15 protein-coding genes are annotated in these 18,080 nt (G+C 57.6%); 5 read left to right on the top strand and 10 right to left on the bottom strand.

Translation table 11 applies throughout. From position 1 onward, the window contains the following. Positions 1–65: 65 nt before the first annotated feature. Together DC3_RS24820 and DC3_RS24825 are read right to left on the bottom strand one after the other, a co-directional pair. Positions 66–1,082 carry a quinone oxidoreductase family protein gene (locus DC3_RS24820; RefSeq protein WP_186816246.1) on the bottom strand — a complete coding sequence of 339 codons (1,017 nt, stop codon included), beginning with the start codon at positions 1,080–1,082 and terminating at the stop codon, positions 66–68. Positions 1,083–1,095: 13 nt separating this feature from the next. Further along, positions 1,096–2,115, bottom strand: a complete 1,020-nt coding sequence (locus DC3_RS24825; RefSeq protein ID WP_146889949.1) for an aldo/keto reductase — start codon at positions 2,113–2,115, stop codon at positions 1,096–1,098. A 106-nt stretch (positions 2,116–2,221) separates the two neighbouring features. Between DC3_RS24825 and DC3_RS24830 the strand changes: the two genes are divergently transcribed. Together DC3_RS24830 and DC3_RS24835 are read left to right on the top strand one after the other, a co-directional pair. After that, on the top strand, positions 2,222–2,638 hold the full coding sequence (locus DC3_RS24830; protein WP_146889952.1) for a MerR family transcriptional regulator: 417 nt from the start codon (positions 2,222–2,224) through the stop codon (positions 2,636–2,638). A 96-nt stretch (positions 2,639–2,734) separates the two neighbouring features. After that, the gene (locus DC3_RS24835) at positions 2,735–3,028 is read left to right on the top strand and encodes a hypothetical protein (RefSeq protein ID WP_146889955.1); all 294 of its coding nucleotides are present in this window, start codon (positions 2,735–2,737) and stop codon (positions 3,026–3,028) included. Between the two features lie 52 nt (positions 3,029–3,080). Here the strand turns inward: DC3_RS24835 and DC3_RS24840 are convergent, their stop codons facing one another. Continuing rightward, the gene (locus DC3_RS24840; RefSeq protein WP_146889958.1) at positions 3,081–3,797 is read right to left on the bottom strand and encodes a hypothetical protein; all 717 of its coding nucleotides are present in this window, start codon (positions 3,795–3,797) and stop codon (positions 3,081–3,083) included. Between the two features lie 329 nt (positions 3,798–4,126). On the opposite strand from DC3_RS24840, the gene DC3_RS24845 reads away from it, so the two are divergent. The 3 genes from DC3_RS24845 (at position 4,127) to DC3_RS24855 (ending at position 9,591) form a co-directional block, all read left to right on the top strand. Continuing rightward, on the top strand, positions 4,127–7,129 hold the full coding sequence (locus DC3_RS24845; protein ID WP_146889961.1) for a tetratricopeptide repeat protein: 3,003 nt from the start codon (positions 4,127–4,129) through the stop codon (positions 7,127–7,129). Positions 7,130–7,408: 279 nt separating this feature from the next. Further along, complete coding sequence (locus DC3_RS24850; RefSeq protein WP_186816247.1) at positions 7,409–7,780, top strand: MarR family winged helix-turn-helix transcriptional regulator; 372 nt, start codon at positions 7,409–7,411, stop codon at positions 7,778–7,780. Further along, positions 7,777–9,591 carry an MDR family MFS transporter gene (locus DC3_RS24855; RefSeq protein WP_146889968.1) on the top strand — a complete coding sequence of 605 codons (1,815 nt, stop codon included), beginning with the start codon at positions 7,777–7,779 and terminating at the stop codon, positions 9,589–9,591. The genes DC3_RS24850 and DC3_RS24855 overlap by 4 nt, the downstream gene beginning before the upstream one ends. A gap of 63 nt (positions 9,592–9,654) precedes the next feature. Here DC3_RS24855 and DC3_RS24860 read toward each other — a convergent pair whose 3' ends face one another. From DC3_RS24860 to DC3_RS24890, 7 genes are all read right to left on the bottom strand, one after another. Further along, entirely contained in the window at positions 9,655–10,002 is a 348-nt protein-coding gene (locus tag DC3_RS24860) for a hypothetical protein (RefSeq protein ID WP_146889971.1), read from the bottom strand. 76 nt (positions 10,003–10,078) lie between these two features. Next, positions 10,079–10,708 (bottom strand): superoxide dismutase, encoded by a 630-nt coding sequence (locus DC3_RS24865; RefSeq protein WP_146889974.1) that lies wholly within the window; start codon positions 10,706–10,708, stop codon positions 10,079–10,081. A gap of 202 nt (positions 10,709–10,910) precedes the next feature. After that, positions 10,911–11,435, bottom strand: a complete 525-nt coding sequence (locus tag DC3_RS24870; RefSeq protein ID WP_146889977.1) for a PH domain-containing protein — start codon at positions 11,433–11,435, stop codon at positions 10,911–10,913. Positions 11,436–11,551: 116 nt separating this feature from the next. Further along, positions 11,552–12,502, bottom strand: a complete 951-nt coding sequence (locus tag DC3_RS24875) for an RluA family pseudouridine synthase (protein ID WP_146889980.1) — start codon at positions 12,500–12,502, stop codon at positions 11,552–11,554. Continuing rightward, positions 12,503–13,369 (bottom strand): Hsp33 family molecular chaperone HslO, encoded by an 867-nt coding sequence (gene hslO, locus DC3_RS24880; protein WP_246130805.1) that lies wholly within the window; start codon positions 13,367–13,369, stop codon positions 12,503–12,505. 228 nt (positions 13,370–13,597) lie between these two features. Next, positions 13,598–15,961, bottom strand: coding sequence for an isoamylase (locus DC3_RS24885; protein ID WP_146889983.1), 2,364 nt, complete (start codon positions 15,959–15,961; stop codon positions 13,598–13,600). Positions 15,962–16,516: 555 nt separating this feature from the next. Then, positions 16,517–17,947 carry an FAD-binding oxidoreductase gene (locus DC3_RS24890; protein ID WP_146889986.1) on the bottom strand — a complete coding sequence of 477 codons (1,431 nt, stop codon included), beginning with the start codon at positions 17,945–17,947 and terminating at the stop codon, positions 16,517–16,519. Positions 17,948–18,080 lie beyond the last annotated feature (133 nt).

Consider the following 18,080-nt stretch of genomic DNA (forward strand, 5'->3'; position numbering starts at 1 on the left):
CCTGCATGCCGACCTCCATGATTTTGTTTAGGGTTCTGGTGTGTGGGTGCGGGGTTTTGTGACCTTCAACTGGATTTTAGATCTGAAGACACCTGCAAGACCAGCTTTCCGGTGGTGTTGCGGGATTCCAGACGCCTATGGGCCTCTGCTGCCTCAATCAGAGGGAATTCTGCTGCGAGGTGCACCCTCAGGTCTCCCTGTTGCAGCAGCTCAAACACAGCTGCGGCCCGTGCACGCATGTCTTGCGGGTGGCGGTTGTGGTCACTGAGGGTCGACCAGGTGAGGGTCAGTGAACCCTGATTCCCCTGTCCGGTGAAGCCACTGAGTTGTGCAGGATCGATGGGAGGCACAGGTCCTGCGGACTGCCCGTAGCAAACCATGTGCCCTCCTGCCCTGAGGGCCCGCAATCCCACCTGAAAAGCAGATCCACCCACCCCATCGAAAACCACATCCACTCCGTCTGGGCAGTGTTTTCTCACCGCAACGTCCCAGTCCTGTGTGCCCACCAGCACATGATCGCACCCGTAATCACGGGCAAGCAGGGCCTTGCTCTGGGATGAGACGGTGCCAAAGACCATTGCTCCCCGGCGTTTGGCCAGTTGTACAAGGTGCAGGCCCACCCCTCCAGCCGCCGCATGAACAAGGACCGCCTGTCCGGGCATCAGGTGGGTGACCGTCTCTGTGAGCATGTGGGCTGTCATGCCCTGCAGCATCACCGCAGCAGCCAGTGTTGAAGACAGCCTTTGCGGAATGGGGATCAGGCGTTCCGCAGGCGCACACGCTTGCTCAGCGTACCATCCGCACATGGGTCCGGCCACCCCCACCCGGTCCCCGATCTGCCAGCCAGTGACTGCATTCCCCACTTTCTCAATGGTCCCAACAGCTTCAATGCCCGGAACCAGTGGGGCCTGCACCGAATACGGGAAACCTGCGCGGTGCTGCACATCCACATAATTGACCCCCACAGCCTCCACTTTGATCCGCACTTCGGTGGGGGCAGGCTCTGGAATGGGCATGCGTTCAGGGCGCAGCACATCTGCAGGACCCAGTGTTCGGGCAACCATGGCCATCATGTCTCGCATGGGGTGTCCTTTCTCACCAGCGGTACTGGTGGGGGCGCAGGTCCTTGAACCCATCTTCCAGGTAATAAGGCACCACTGTGCGTGCGGGAACAGCCACCTGATTGATGCGCGCCTGAATTTCGGGGGTCAGGCGCAGGTCGAGGGCTCCGAGTTGCTCCTGAAGTTGCTCCATGCTTTTTGCCCCGATCACCGCTCCGGTCATGCCAGGCTGAGAGATGCACCAGGCCAGGGTGAGCTGCGCCAGGGAGCACCCCAGTTCTTCAGCGATGGGTAGCAGGCCTTCCAGCACATCGAAAGCCTGGGGAATGAAGTGTTTGCGGTTCCAGTCTCCATTCAGCTCTGCAAACCGGCTGCCTTCCGGGCGCACCTGCTCACGGCGGTATTTTCCGGTGAGGAACCCTCCGGCCAGTGGAGACCACGCAAGCACACCCAGGCCGTAGGTCTGGGCCATCGGCAGCAGTTCCCGTTCGATGCTGCGATCCAGCAGATGGTAAGGGCTCTGTTCCACCACAAAGCGGTTCAGACCAAGTTCTTTGGAGACCCACAGGGATTCCAGCACCTGCCACGCTGCGTAACTGCTGGTCCCGATGTAACGCACCATTCCGAGGCGAATCAGGTCATCAAGCGCCCTGAGGGTTTCATCGATGGGCACCGTGGTGCTCGGACGGTGGATGTAGTAGATGTCAAGGTGATCCGTTCCGAGACGTTTCAGCGAGGCATGGACCTGTTGCAGGATGTGTTTGCGGCTGTTGCCTCTGGCGTTGGGGTCACTGTCGTCCATTGAGACATGCACTTTGCTCGCCAGCACTATGCGGTCCCGGTCCACCTGCGCTTTCAGGGCTTTCCCGAGGGCTTCCTCACTTTTGCCCTTGCCGTAGATGTTTGCGGTGTCAAAAGAATTGATGCCCACCTCAAGGGCCTTTGCCACCTGACGGTCCACCTCTGCCTGATCGGTGGCTGTTCCGTAGAGCATGCTTCCCAGAGTAAGGGGGCTGACAAAAAGTCCGGTTCTTCCCAGCTGACGGTACTCCATAAGACCTCCTTTTCGCACCAGACAGGTTTTTCCAGCTGGTCTGAAAAAAGTCTAGAACTTCAAGTAAACTTGAAGTCAAGACCCTTCAGAAAGACCAGGTGAGACCATGACCACGTACAGCATTCAGGAACTCAGCCAGATGACCGGACTTCCCGCCTCCACACTGCGTTACTACGAAGACCTGGGTTTGCTGGGTGAGGTCCCCAAGAATGCCAGTGGTCACCGGGAGTATCAGGAAAAGCATCTGCACCGCATGCGGTTCTTGTTGCTGCTCAAAAACACCGGAATGCCCCTGACGGGCATGCAGGCCTTCGCTGAACTCGATGAAGGTGGGTACACCACCGTTCCAGAGCGCATCCTGCTGCTGGAATCCCACAGGCTGAACCTGGAAGACAAAATTGGAGAATTGCTGTCTCAATTGAATTATCTGGGCGAAAAAATCAAATACTACCAGGGGGTTTGCGAGAAGTATGGTCTACCTGATCCTCTGAACACAGCAGAAGCAGACCAGCAAGTGGTGTGATCTGCCTCTTCAGGGAGAGGTGAAAATCTGGACTACATCGAGTACTTCATTGGATATGGAACGCCGGCTGGACTGATCAGCCTGATTCTGTTTTTGATGGTGCAGCTGGCATGGGCACCACAGAAGCACCGCCTGCCCCTGTGGCTGTTGCTGGTTGGTGTTGTGGTGGGAGGCTTCATTTCAACCTGGGTCACGCTTTTCTCTTTAGCGAATCAAATCCCCTGGGGGTATCGTCCCTATCCTGCCCTGATCCTGGGAACCGTGCTGCTGTCCCGAATGCGTTTCTTGTGGAAGGACACCACTGGAAACTTCTGGACCTCTCTGGTGGCCACCCAGCTCATGGGTTTTGGTCTCATGGATTTCATGGTGGCCCAGACGGGGCTGTTCTAAACATCAAAAAACACCCCCAGCAGCCTGAGGGTGTCTGTTTTTGAGCAGAAAATCAGCGCAGGGAGGTAAGCAGGGCTCTGGCCTCTGCCAGATCGCGTTTGGCCCAGAAGTCTTTGGCTTCCAGCTTCACTGCGGCTTCCAGAGCAGCGATGGCTTCCTGTTTGCTCTTGGCTTTGCTGCGGCGGTTGCCGTCTTTGAGCAGGGCTTTGGCAAACTCCAGGCGGTGGATGATCTCGCCGGGTTCAAGCTGGATGGCTTTTTGCATGTTGGGACGCACGTTGTCAAAGTCTGCTCCCAGCGAACCGGCCACAATGGCCCCCTTGGAGGCAATTTCGGCGTTCCATACGGCAAGAGCCACATAAGCTCCGGCCAGTTTGGGATCAAGTTTGATGGCGGTTTCCAGTTCCCTGCGCACTTCGGGGGCAATGGGGAGGCTTTCCAGAATGCCCACAAACTGGGCTTTGCGGCCCAGGGCTCGGGCAAGCTCGAAGTGGGCGAGACCGTTGTTTTTGTCCATCTCAATGGCCTTGCGGGCATAATCTTCGGCTTTTTCGTAGATGGCCCGGCGTTCGTTTTCGGGGGCCAGGGCACCACTGTAACTGGTGGCCCGTGCAGCGTAGGCGAGGGCATCTGAATTGTTGATGGTCAGGGCCATGGTGACGGCCCCTTTGGTGTCGCCTTTTTCGATCAGGTTGCTGACATCGTTGGCTGTTGCGGCGAAAGCAATGGAGCCAAGCGTGAGCGCCAGGGTCACCAGAATTGAGCGCATGTGTACCTCCGTGGTTTTTGGACTTGGTATAGATTGTAGCAAAAAAGGAACCTGCTGTCAGCAGGGAGCAGTCAGCCATCAGCGGTCAGCGGTCAGCAAAAGATTGTCTGGAAAGCTTAAATCTTCGCAGAGCGCCAAGAGAACATTCACATCCTTGTTTTTGATTTGTCTGACCCATCGCCACCCTCTTTCAACAACAGCAACGCAATGGTGTTCCTGCTGACCGCTGATCACTGACCGCTGATGGCTTTTCCCTAGACTGGTTTACCAATTGACATAAACCGTATAATGAGATCAGACTGCAAGAACACCACCAGAGGAGTCATGCAATGCAAACCACCTGGCTGAAGATCCTGGAACACCTGCGTCCCTCCCTGCGCGGTCAGCGCGACGAGCATGGACATGTGGGAAGCCTGCGCTGGCTGGAAAAGCAGATGGAAGCCAAAAACGCCAATCCACATGCTGTGCGCAACATCATCTACCGAGAGATTGGCACCGCCGAGGACAAGAGCACCCTTTTCCAGATCATCGCGAACCTGTACGAGCAAAACAACATGGAATTGCCCGAACCGCCCGAAGGGGCCAGGGATGTGGCTTCCAGCAGGGTCATGAAGCAGGCTTCGCAGCTTCTGGGACGGCAGAAGAAACGGGCCTACCGCCAGTTCATTGCAGGCATCCGGGCCGGACGGGCACCCAGGATGGTGGTGGTGGGCAGAAACGGGGTGGGGAAAACCATCCTGATTGACCACCTGGAACGCTCCCTTCGTGAACTGGGGGTGCAGGAGAGTTACCGCCTGATGCTTGATGGAGAGATTGCCCCCTCCCTGACCAGCATTCTGGAACTGTCCGGAGCCAATGCAGAGAGTCTGGCCAGGCTTCACTCGGGCCTGCCTTTTGCCGTGCAGGCCAGCCTGCAACATGAAGTGGCCCGCCTGATCCGCGAGCGCATGGAAGGCAAGATCCTGCTGGTGCGCATTGGAAACGCCCCGAACACCATTGCTGGAACGCAGCCCAGAAACGCCCTGGGGGAATCGATCAGCCTTTCGAGGTGGGTGTGGGAAAACCTGTTTTTGCCCCTGCAAACCACCTCCACCAGTGTGCTGCTGGCCTTAAGCGATCCCAGAGAGGTGCATCCGCATTACAAGGGCGAGGTCATCACCCTGAAACCGCCCACCCTGGAGGAAGCCCGGCGCTTTCTGACCACCCGCATGCCAGCCACCCCCAGTGAGGCGGACCGCCTGATCCGGCAGAGCGGACGCAATCTGGAACAGCTTGCCCTGATTGCAGGTCTTTCTGCACTGGGGAGTGGTGCACGGGTGCATGATGTGCGAACCGTCCTCAGTGACCCGGAGGTGCGTGCCCTGCTCAATGTGCTGGCTGCAGCCATTCTGCCCGGAGAATCCAGCGCACCCCGATTTGTGGTGGAACATGCCCTGGGGCGGCCTCTGGGCACCCTGCCAGAAGTGTACCGCAACCTGATGGATGACACCTCCAGCAAGACCGTGCGGGTGGTTTCCAGAGACCTGCTTCCAGAGGTCAAAAAACACCTCCGTCCTGACGAACTGGCCCGTGCCCACAGGCTTGCCTCCGAAGCTTACGCCAGAGCCCTGGAAAATGCCCGTGAAGGAGAAAAAGCAGTCTTTGAAGAACGCATGCTGGCCCACCTTGCCCGTTCGGGAGCCTGGGCCGAAGTGATCCAGTGGGTCTCCAAACACGGCGAGCGTTACGGCGTGCTGGCAGATGCCTGGGCCAGGGCCAGACGGCAGGTGCATGGGGCTGTGCTGGAATCACTGGCCCGTGTGGTGGCCGGATATTACGCTGCACTGGGCCAATACGCCCACCCGGACGCCAGAGACGCCATCAGCGTGATGCTGGAAAGCAACGACACCGGAGCCCGTGCCTGGGGCCGGGTCAAACTGGCCGAGAGCGCCATTGACCGTGCCGCATATGAGGCCGCACAGAACCTTTTAAACAACCAGGACATTCAGGATGTGCTTTCGGGCAAGGAAACCAGCGAAATTGCCCGCGTCACCCGTGCAGAAGCAGTGCTGGTGCAGGCTGCTCTGGCACGCTGGCAGGGCGACCTCGAAGCAGCCACCCGCTTTGTGAATCTGGCCGTGGAATACGCCAGTGAGGCCGACTCCACCCTCTCCAACCGCACCAAATTGTGGCGGGGTCTGATCATGAAAGACTCCGGGCACTGGACCGAGGCCCTCAATGACCTCTCGGCCATTCTGGACCGTGACCCCCTGCTTTATGCCCGTGCAAGGTATCAGGAAGGTGACCTGAGGCTCCGTCTGGGACAGCCCTTCCCTGCAGTGACCGCTCTGAAAGAGGCCCATGATGCCCTGGAAAGCGCAGGTGCAGCCCTGGAGGAACGTGCCCGTGTCACCGCCCGCTACGCCACAGGCCTGAGGCGTCTGGGACGCATTTCTGAAGCCAAAGTCGTGATGGATGAAGCAGAACGCCTTTCTCAGGGCACCGATCCGGTGATTCAGGCCCGGGTGATCTCGGAAAAAGCCCCGATCATGCTGGCCATGGAGAACTTCCGGGAAGGCCTGAGGCTCGCACAGGCCGCAACCCAGGCCCTGCGCATCGGCACGGAACGCCGTCAGGAAGCCCAGTACCGGGAATGGCGGGCCAGTTACCGCATCGGTCTGGCTTATCTGGCCCGGGGTCTGGGCAATCCCTATCTCCCCCCTTTCCCCGGACCCACTTTTGACCATCCAGACATTCAGGTGGCCCGGGGCATCCTGCATCGGGTGCTGGAAGAAGCCACCCCTTACACCCACACCGCAGACCGCTACACCATTTTGATCACGGACATCCTGCTGAACCTCGCAGCAGCAGAACCCGATGCCCACAAAGCCCTGGTGCATGCGAAACGGGCCCTGGACCTGACCAACCACAGTTACGCCGAGGCCCAGGTTCGTGCCACCCTCGCAGATGTGTATTTGCGCATGCACGAACCGGACAAAGCCCTGGCAGAAGTCAACCGTGCCCACGCTTTGCTCAGAAGGGCCGCCCTTGGGATGCAGGACCCCAGCAACCAGACCCGACCGGACCCTGGGGTCACCAGTGCCCTGATCAGTCTGGAGGCCCGTGCCCTGATGCAGACCGAACCCGACCTCAAAGCCACCCTGCAATGGGTGAAAACCGCCATGCAGGACCCGGACCTTGCGGGCTTCAAGGCCAGTGTGATGCGGGAAATTGGCAAGGCCCTGGAAGAACATGCAGATGCCACCCAGGCCCAGAAAACCATGCTGGAGGTCTTTCCGCAACTCAAAGGCTGTGAGCTGAGTGCCAGAGATGCCCTGAGCATGCTGGTGTAGGTTGCTGTTCTGTTCGTGAAATTTGTTTTTCTGTGGCGCTGAATCCTGTTGGATTTCAGCGTCTTTTTAACTTGAGGGTTTACAGTGCTGCGATACCGGTCAGATGGCCCTGTGGGCGACCCTCCTGCTCCAATAGGCCAAATGGTTTAAATGGTGAAATATTTACATTACTAAATAGTTTAAAAGTTTAAATATTTATTTATGCAAGAATCTCCCTCCTCCCCTTCCCGAGAAGACTGCACAGAATTCATGCACGCCTGGAGGGCTTTTTTCAGGAGCATGAAACACGGCATGCTGCGGCGCATCAAGGCAGACCTGGACATCGAAACCACAGACATGCCCCTCTTGCAGGCCCTCTTTGAAGGGTGCGTCTACCCCTCCGAAGTCAGCCAGAGTTTTGGCATGCCAGCCCCCATGGTCTCCCAGATGATTGTCCGTTCGGTCAAAAGTGGACTGGTGGAACGTCAACTGGACCCCGAGGACTCCAGACGCATCCGACTCAGCCTGACTGAAGAAGGAAAGCGGGTGCTGGAGAGTGCGCACCGATATTTGCAAGAAGGCATTGAGCGAAGCGGCCTGACCCAGGAAGAACTGCAACAGACCGCCAGAAACCTGATTCGACTCAGCAGGACCCTGCAGGAGGAAGCATGACCCAGGCCCCCACCGCACCCCCGACCTACACACACCAGCAGAAGATGGCCACCCTTGTGGGTGTGCTGCTGGCCCTCTTTCTGGCCGCCCTTGACCAGACAGTGGTCTCCACCGCCACCCCCGAGATCATCAAGGAACTGCAGTTCAAGACCAGCTGGATCACCTGGCTCACCACCGCCTACCTGGTGACCAGCACCGCCACCCTGCCGATCTGGGGAAAACTCTCCGATCTGTATGGCAGACGCCGCATCGTGATGACCGGCGTGGTGCTCTTCACCCTGGCCAGCATGCTGTGCGGGCTGGCCCAGGACCCCACCCAGCTTGTGCTTTACCGTGCCCTGCAGGGACTGGGAAGCGCTGCCATCTTCTCCACCGCTTTTGCCGTGGTCGGTGACATTTTCACTCCGCAGGAACGCCCCAAATACCAGGGATTCTTCGGTGCAGTGTTCGGTCTCTCCAGTGTGGTGGGGCCCTATGCGGGTGGCCTGCTGACCGATTTCATCAGCTGGAGGTGGGTGTTTTACATCAATGTGCCCATCGCCATTGTTGCCCTGTGGTTCATGATCACCAAAATGCCTCCCTTGAAAACCTCACGTGGCGGAAAAATCGATTACGTGGGTGGCGTGCTGCTGATCACCGCCGTGGTTCCCCTGCTGCTCGCCCTGACCCTGGCCCCTGACACCTACGCCTGGGGCAGCCCCCAGATCATCGGGATGTTCGCACTGGCCCTGGTGTCCCTGATCCTGTTCATCATGCAGGAACGCCGCACCGCTGAACCCATTGTGGATCTGGGCCTCTTCAAAGACCGCACCTACAGCATCACCGCAGTGGCCGCCTTCCTGCTGGGGGCCGCTTTCCTGGGCACCATCGTGTTCCTGCCGCTCTTCATGGTGAACGTGCTGGGTGTGAGTGCCACCAGTGCAGGTGCTGCCCTCACTCCCCTGACCCTGGGTGTGGTCGCCGGGAACATCCTCAGCGGTCAACTGGTCGCCCGGATCGGCAAGTACAAACCTGTGCTGCTGGGCAGCCTGGTGCTGCTGCTGGTCGGGTACCTGATTCTGGTCTTCACCCTGCACCCCGATGAAACGCAATTCAGCATCATCTCCAAACTCGTGCTGCTCGGGATTGGTCTGGGACCTTCGATTCCGCTCTACACCCAGCTCATGATCAACACGGCCCCCAGAAACAAAATCGGCATGGCCTCCTCCAGCGCCACGTTCCTCAGGCAGATGGGAAGCACCATCGGCGTGGCCATCCTCGGGACCGTGTTCGCCAGTTCCCTCACCCACCAGTTTGAAAGCAAAGTGGTTCCTCTGGTGCCAAAAGAGATGCAATCCCAGTTTGTGGGTCAGAAGGGCGCACCCCGCGAAGGCAGCAGTGAAGCCGCTGGTTTCGACGAGAAGAAACTGATTCAGGACGCCCACCGGAAATTCGAAGACCAGCGCACCCTTGCAAAAGCTGCCCTGATCGACAACAAACCCGAAGCCATGAAGGCGTTCGCCAGAAATCCCCAGATTCCTGCCCAGTTCAAAGAAACCCTGGCTTCTGGACGGGTGGCTCCTGAGGCCAGACCCTTCCTGAAAGCCGCCTACGACGATACCCTGAGATCCCTGGATGCTGTGGAAAAAGACACCACTGCCAGCATCCATAAAGTTGGCGTGGCCTACAAAACCGCCTGGACCGACGCCATCCGTGGGATCTTCGAAGTGGGCCTGATCGTGGTGATCCTCGGGATGATCGTCACCGCCCTGATCCCCGAAGTGCCTTTCCAGAAACAGCAGGGACCCCAGGCTCCTCCTGTGATGGATTAAATTCAAGAGGGCGAGCCGCTGGCTCGCCCCTACAACCTCCTCTGGGCTTCCAGAGGAGGTTTTTCATTCCAGGCCTGGATCTTCAATCACATCCGTCCAGCGTGGAACCCACACATCAAAACTTGAGATCTCAGACAGATCCATATGAAAAACAAAATGCTGATCCTTCTGCAGAACCTGTGCTGTTTTGAGGATGACCCATTCCACTGTTTCTCTCAGGCGTCCTGCAAGTTCATATGGAGCATGCCCATAAATGCGACCAGCATAAATGGCCTGGAACTCAAACCAGACCAGCGTTTTCTCAATTGTTTGCCACCGAAACTCTACACCAAGGTGCTCAAGGGCGTACAGCAACTCATGATGTAGTCCGTGAAGTTCGCTTTTCCACTCTTGAATCTCTCTGGGCAACATGATTGACCTCAACAAAAATCCCTCCTGAACCGTCAGGAGGGATTTTAGGGGCGAGGCATACCTCGCCCTCCTGCTTTTACTTCTTCGCAGCAGCGTACAGTTCAGCCACCTTGTCCCAGTTGACCACGTTCCAGAAAGCGGAGATGTAGTCAGGACGGCGGTTCTGGTAGTTCAGGTAGTAGGCGTGCTCCCAGACGTCAAGGCCCAGGATGGGGGTGCCGCTGAAGCCAGCGATGTTCTCACCCATCAGGGGGCTGTCCTGGTTGGCGGTGGAGCCCACAGCGAGGGTGCCGTCTTCTTTGACGACCAGCCATGCCCAGCCACTGCCGAAGCGGGTTGCGCCTGCCGCAGCAAATTTTTCTTTGAAGGCGTCCACGGAGCCGAAGGTGGATTCAATGGCGTCTTTCAGTTCGCCTTTCAGTTCGGTGCCGGTGCCCAGGATCTGCCAGAAGAAGCTGTGGTTCACGTGACCACCAGCGTTGTTGCGCAGGGGTCCGCGCTTGGCGTCGGGCACCTTGCTCAGGTCAGCAATCAGCTCTTCGGGGCTGAGGGCCTGCAGGTCATCGAGGCCTTCGAGGGCAGCGTTGGCGTTGTTGATGTAGGCCTGGTGGTGCTTGGTGTGGTGGATCTCCATGGTGCGAGCATCAATGTGGGGCTCCAAAGCATCGTAAGCGTAAGGCAGCTGGGGTAATTCGTACTTAGGCATGTGGTGATCCCTCCAAAAAAAGTTGTGTTGCCCGAATTGGCACGACTCTCATCATACCGGGAGATGAATGCAGCGAAGGGGGTTGGATTACAAATGTCCCGGATGGAGTACTGGAGCAGAAGGCTGAAGGCAGAAGGCTTCTGCTGCATGGCTCTGGCTCAAGCCTATTGTGCCTTCTGCTCTCTGCCTTCAGCCTTCTGCGCTAAACGGCTGTCTTCAAACTGCGCTGCCGCTGAATCAAAATCTGCAGAAACAATTCTTCATCTTCCGGGGTGATGAAGACCTTGCCTCTGGGGTGCTCCAGCAGGATGCCTCTGGAGGTGGTGGTGGCAACCACCCGGATGTTGCCCTGTTGACTGGAATAGAGGCCTGTAAAGTAACCTGGGACCCCCGTTCCGATCATGCGCAGGCTGATGGAAGGCTCAAGAACCTGTGCCCTGAGGTCCTGCAGGGCAAGCTTTTGCTCTCCTGCGAAGCCTCGCAGAATCAGGCTCTGATCGGTGATGATGTAGCGCATGCGCATGGGGCCAAGCACGGCCAGCAGACAGATGCCCAGAATGAACAGGGAAATCACCAGCAGCACGAAACTGGGGACGAAGTTCTGGCTTTCAGCATTGCGGGTCACCCAGAACACGTAGAGGGTGAGCAGCACCATGATGGCACTGAAAATCCACCAGAGGGTCAGGCGGGATTTCTCGGGTGGGTGTGGGGTGAAGACTGTCTGCATGGAATGAACACCTCATGGATGAGAAAGGTCCTGATTGTGGGTCTTTCTCATTCTATGACGGTTGTGTCGCTGTGCGTGACCGTGATGTTGCAAGAAATTTTGAACCCGGTTCAGATTCAGGAGGGTGTGGGGAAGTCTGCTTCAGAACCCCCAAGGGCTTTCCAGGCTTCCTGCATGTCCTGAGGCAGACTGGCCTTCAAATCCAGCAGTTTTCCTGTTTCAGGATGGGGAATCTGCAACCTGAAGGCATGCAAGGCCTGTCTGGAGATCACAGGACTGGCCTTTCCATAGACTTCATCACCCAGGATGGGAGCTTTGAGGTGCTGCAGGTGCACACGGATCTGGTGGGTGCGTCCAGTGCGGGGTTTCGCCTGAACCAGGGCATACCAGCGTCCGGCATCGTCACGCACTTCAGCCAGGGTCTGGAAGTGGGTCTGGGCTTCGCGGGAAGCGGTGCCCCCCACCGTCATCATCTGGCGTTGCACAGGGTGGCGACCCACCGGAGCATCCAGGGTGATCACCTTGCCCTGGTTGACCCGACCCACCGTGATGCACAGGTAGGTTTTCTGGGTGGTGCGTTCCTTGAAGGCCTCGGCGAGTTTTGCGTGGGCCAGAACAGTTTTCGCAACCACGATCACACCAGAGGTGTCCTTGTCGAGGCGATGTACGATGCCCGGACGGTAACCTTCTTCTCCAAAGTCCCTGTCGGCATCTGGAAGCTGGATTCTGCCCATCAGTGCATTGACCAGGGTTCCTGTGACAATGCCCTGGGAGGGGTGCGTCATCATGCCTGGCGGTTTGTTGACGGCAATCAGGTGCTCATCTTCGAAGACCGCATCCAGAGGAACATCTTCTGGCACCACTTCCATGGGTTTCTCGGGAGGAATCTGGAAGGAGACCTCTTCCCCCCCTTTCAATTTGAAGCCGGTGCGGGTGGTCACTTCACCTGCGACACGCACAAGCCCGGCCTCGATCCACTGCTGGACCTGAGACCGGGAGTACACGGTGTGCTGGCTGACCTGTTGATCCAGGCGGCCTTTTTCAGCCGTGAAGGTGTGCGTTTCCACTCACGCTTCCTGGATTTCCTGGGGGGTGATCTGGTAGCGGGTGCCGCACCAGTCGCAGACCACTTCCTGACCGCCTGCCTGAACCATCTCCTCGTGCTCCGCTCTGGAGAAGTACTTGAGGCTGTCAATGGCTTTCTCTCTGGAGCAGCGGCAGTTGAGGTTGATGGGCAGGGGTTCCTCGATCTGCTCGAAGCCCATGCCTTCGGTGGCCTGCTGAATCACTTCAATCAGGCTGCGGCCCCTGAGGGCTTCGGTGACCGGACCCAGTGCCTTGATGTTCTTTTCAAGTTGCTCGATGGTGGCTTCACTGGCTCCAGGCATCACCTGAATGAGCAGACCTCCGGCAGTGTGCACCTTTCCACCCTCCAGATAAACCCCGAGCAGCAGGGCACTTGGGACCTGTTCGCTTTTCACGAGGTAGTAGGTCAGGTCGTCGGCAATCTCGCCACTGACCAGAGCAGTGGAGGAGGTGTAGGGATCGGTGTTTTCCAGCAGGCGCATCACTGCGACATCGCCATCGTTGCCCACCAGACCCCCCACATCCAGTTTTCCGTCGGTGGTTCTGGGAGGGAGGTCGGCATGGGGATTGGCCACATAACCCCGGACGCTGCCATCGGTGCTTCCTTCGGCCAGCAGGTAACCAATGGGGCCCCCCCCCTGGATTCTCAGGGTGACGCGGCTTTTTTCGTGTTTGCTGATGACCTGCGCAAAAAGGGCGGCTCCGGTCAGCAGTCGCCCGAGGGCCGCTGTGGCGGTGTTCGACAGGTTGTGCCTGTCGCTGGATTCCTGAACGGTTTCGGTGGTGTGGGCGGCCAGCACGCGGAGCGTTCCCTCGGCGGCGGTGCCCTTGATCAGATACGAACTCACCCCAGAATTTTACGTGAAATCATGAGAGCGGGGGGTAAACAAGGTTACTTTGCAGGGAATGCCGAGAGCTGAGAGCCGAGGGCTGTTTAATTGCTTCAGCATTTGCTGTTGTTGACCATGTCAGCTCTGGCATTTGCATTTTATGCTCTCAGCCCTCGACCTAAAGAAAACCACCCCCCACATGGAGGGTGATCTTCTGGATTCGGAAAGGGGGAGGATTTGTGAGGGTTATTTTGCGACCAGCACCAGCACACCCCGTCCGCAGACGCTGTAATTGGTCCATTCTCCGCCCAGGTTGGTGGTGGCGTTCAGGTCCACCTGACCTGCTCCTTCTGCCCAGGTGCAGGTGTCGGTGACGCGGTACCAGTTCTTCCCGGTGCCGGGCCAGGGGAGCACAAAGTTCACTGCGCCAGACCAGCCGTTGTACGCGACGTAGATGGCCTGGGTGGTTTCACCGAATTCGGTGGCGTCGATGCGGTAGGCCAGGGCGTGGTTGCTGGCGTTGTTGAAGTAGATGGCGTCTGCAACGTTGCCATCGGGTTTGAACCAGCGCAGTTGCTCCATGACATTGCCGTTGTTGTCCACACTGGAGTAGAAGTTGGCGGGACGCAGGGCAGGGTGGGCTTTACGGAACGCGATCATGTTCTGGGTGAAGGTCTTGAAGTTGCTCTGGTCCACTGAGAGGGTGTAGTTCAGCCAGTTTCCGGAGGAGTCCAGGTTGTAGGCGTTGTTGTTGCATTTCTGGCTGCGCAGGAATTCGTCTCCACCGTTGAACATGGGAACCCCTGCACTGAGCAGCATGAAGGCCATGCCGTTGCGGGCGGCTTTGCGCTGGTCGGTGGCAATGTTCCCCTGATCCCAGCTGTGGTTGTTGTCCTCTCCCCCATCACTCACGCCGTAAGGCCAGGGCTGGGTGTTGTTCTTGCCATTGCAGGAGTACAGGTCTTTCAGGGTGAAGCCGTCGTGGGCCACCATGAAGTTGATGCTGTTCCAGGGTTTGCGTCCATCGTCTTCATAGAGGTCGCTGGAACCTGCGAATTTGCTGGCAAGCTGTCCAGGGGTGATGGCTTCAATGCCCATCTGGTTCTGGTCTTTGCGCAGGGTGTCCCTGAATTGTCCGTTCCATTCGCTCCAGCCAGAGGGGAAATTGCCCACTTGATAGGAATTCCCTCCGATGGCCCAGGGTTCTGCGATCAGGTCCACTCCACTGCCACCTGCTGCAGGTCTGGGGGGCACGTTTGCGACGATCTTGTTGAGGGCGGTGTTTGAGTCCATCTTGTCGTAGTTGAAGCAACCGTGTTCGCAGGTGTTGCCCAGCACCGAGGCCAGATCGAAACGGAAGCCGTCGATGCCGAGTTCATCCCGCCAGTGTTTGAGGGAGTCGATGATCAGTTTCTGGGCGGTGGCATTGCGGGTGTTGTAGTTGTGCCCGATGCCGGTGTTGTCCCAGAAGTTCTGTCTGTCTGCAGTCAGGGAGTAGTAGGTGCTGTTGTCCAGGCCCCGGAAGCTGTAGATGGTGGAGGTGTCGGGTGTGCCCCAGGTCCCCCCTTCTGCGGTGTGGTTGTAGACCACATCAATGAACACCTTGATGCCCCGGTCATGGAAGGCTTTGACCATCGCCTTGAATTCTTTTGTGGGGCCACCTGCGCTCTTGTCGCAGCTGTACCTGCGGTCTGGTGCGAAGTAATTGACGGTCATGTAGCCCCAGTAGTTGTCTCCGTTCGTGCTGGTGGCTGATTTTCCAGAGGCAGCATCCGTCACGTCGTTGCTGTCGTTGTCGGTTTCCTGCACGGGCAGGAATTCCACAGCAGTGATCCCGAGGCTCTGCAGGTAAGCGGCTTTCTGTGCAGCTCCAGCGTAGGTGCCTGCACAGCTGGTGATGCTGGAATCGCCCTTCGTCAGGCCACGCAGGTGCACTTCGTAGACCACGTCGTCTTTGAGGGCACGGGTGGGTTTGGTGCCATAACTGGTGGTGTCGGTCTTCAGCACAATCCCTTTGGGGGCCACATTTCCAGAGTCTTTGGTGCGGTGGGTGGGTCCGCTGGCGTAAACAAATCCGGTGTAGTTGCCCGAGGTTGGGCTGTTGGGATCATGGGAGACTTCCAGGGCGTAGGGGTCCAGCAGCAGTTTGTTGGGGTTGAAACGGTTGCCTGCACTGTCCACGTCACTGACAAACCCAAGGCTGCTCCCTTTGGTCCAGCTGGAGTTGTAGGTCCAGTTGGGTCCCCATGCCCGGTAACCGTAATAGACCGTGCTGATGCCTGCTCCGGTCAGGGTGCTGACAGGGACAGTCACTTTCCAGATGCTGGTGGCAGCATCTTTGGTGAGGGTGTATTTGAGTTTTTCTGCGGCCCCTGCTGCCTGCGCATAAAGGTACACCTCTATGCGTGTGGCCTTGGAGGAGTACACCCGGAAGGTCACATGGGTGGTTCCGGTGACGGTGCCTGTGGAATCGGTGTAGCGTGCACCCAGAGCGGTGGGGCTCAGGGCTTCCTGGCGGATTTCTTCGCCGGTGGCCTGTTGAACCGGGGTCTGGGTTCCGCAGGCGGCGAGGGCAAGCATCAGTGTGAATCCAAGCAGGGGTTTGCGCATGTGTGCTCCTGAAAGCATGAAAGGTCTCTTTGTGCCATGAAATGCACAAAGCAAACACAGTTGGGACAGGGGTCATGGACCTGTCAATTTCACCTGACTGTTGCAGGCGCAACGTTCAGGCCAGTGGATGCAGAACAATCAAGAGGAGTGACCTGTTCTCAAGGTCTCTGCTGTTTTTTGAGGTAAGCAAATGCTAACACGATCTGGAATCAATTCCAATACGATCAATGGCAAAATTGGAACCACTTCCATTTTGTTGTCTAGACATTGATCACAGAACTCTTACAAAACCTTTCCAGATTCTTACACGAAACAGCGTTGGCCCTGTTGTTTTCGTGCAGCACACACTTTGACTTAAATCGCAATCCAAAAAAAGCGCTTACAGTCGATGGTTTTGCACTTTTCTAGTTCCCATTCAAAATCAATCTGTTGTCAAACGCCCCATCTGGTCAATGCTTTTGCTATACTTGGTTTCTTTTCACCTCTCCCGACCAGCTGAAAACCCTGCTGCACCTGAAACTTCAAGCCCCCGGATTTCTCCGGGGGCACCAGTCATCACAGTCGGGTTGGAATGCTCTGTGGAAACTTGAAGAAGTTCTCCGGGTCGTATTTTTTCTTCACATCCACCAGTCTGGGCAGGTTTTCGCCATAGTAGGCCTTCAGGTAATCCTTGATGTAGTGGTCCACGTAATTCACGTAAGCCCCGACGGTATAGGGCAACATCGCCACCCGGAACTCCTCCGCCCAGGCGATGGTTTTGGCACCATCCTGAGGGGCGGTCCAGTAGGCATCGAACTGCACCACAAACCTCGCATCCCGCCAGTACATGGCCGTGGCGTCTTTGGGCACCCGGCTCACGGCCCCTCCCCCACCCAGGAGTTGCACCATCGAAGGCTGACTGGGCAGACTGGAGAGCAGAGGCACAGCATCCAGGTGTTTTTTCATGAGCCCGATGGCTTCCATCGGGAGGATCTGGTTCACAATCCCCGAACTGCTCTTGAAGATCTGCTGGTCGGTGTGGGGATTGACGTTCCACATGGGGGTGAAGGGATTCACCCCCAGCATCACCCTTGCAGCCATGATCGCCGGGAGGGTCTGGATGTTGATGGACAGCGGAGGAATCTGCAGCATGGGCGCCAGCAGTTCCTGAATCTTCGGAAGTTCCAGATCGCTGTCCGGTGTGTACTGGCCATACAGTTTGATGACCTTGGGAGCCTGCTGGGAAACCGTGTGCGGCACAGCCAGCATCAGGATGCTGGAGATGCTGTCATCCGTGGTGGGAGCCCAGTGCTGAAAGGCGTCCACCACTGCCTCAAAGGTTTCCCACAGGTAATTGACCTCAAAGAGCACCACATTGCCAATCGGGTGCACCTTGAAGGTGAATTCAGTGGCAATGCCAAAATTGCCCCCTCCCCCACCCCTGCAGGCCCAGAACAGGTCCGGGTTTTCCTTCTCACTGGCAATGAGGAGGTTTCCCTGGGCATCCACAATTTTCACTTCCAGCAGGTTGTCGCACATCAGGCCCCATTTGCGGGAGGTCACCCCAAAACCACCCCCGAGGGTCAGCCCAGCAAGGCCCACCGAAGCTCCGGTGGCTCCAGGAAGCACCACCCCCACCTCTCCAAGGTCCTCGAACATGTCCACCATGGCAATGCCAGCACCGATGCGGGCGACCCCAGAGTCACGGGAAACCCGCACGAAATTGATCTCGCTGACATCAATGATCACGCCTCCCTTGACCAGAGAGGAGTACGCCTCGTAATTGTGTCGGCCTGCCCGCACCCGGAAGGGCAGTTTGTTTTCACGCACGTAACGAATGGCGTTCTGCACGTCCTCGGTGTCCTGGCAGAACACCACGGTGGTGGGCATCTGGCGGTCATAGGGAGCCCAGGCAGCGAAGCCTTCTCTGGCCTCATTCCATCCAGGGTCCTGTGGGGTGATGATGCGTCCGGTCAGTTGTGCCTTTGCAGTCAGTTGCTGGGTCATGAATGGCCTTTCCGCACAGCTTCACTGTGCATGAGAAATGTGCTTCTGGAGGTCAAATTCAAATGTAGAGAAGACGTGCTGCAAGTCTATAACAGTGTAAAATTGGGCCACATCCCTGATTTGAGAGATGTGG

Source organism: Deinococcus cellulosilyticus NBRC 106333 = KACC 11606 (assembly GCF_007990775.1).
Taxonomy (GTDB): Bacteria; Deinococcota; Deinococci; order Deinococcales; family Deinococcaceae; genus Deinococcus_C; species Deinococcus_C cellulosilyticus.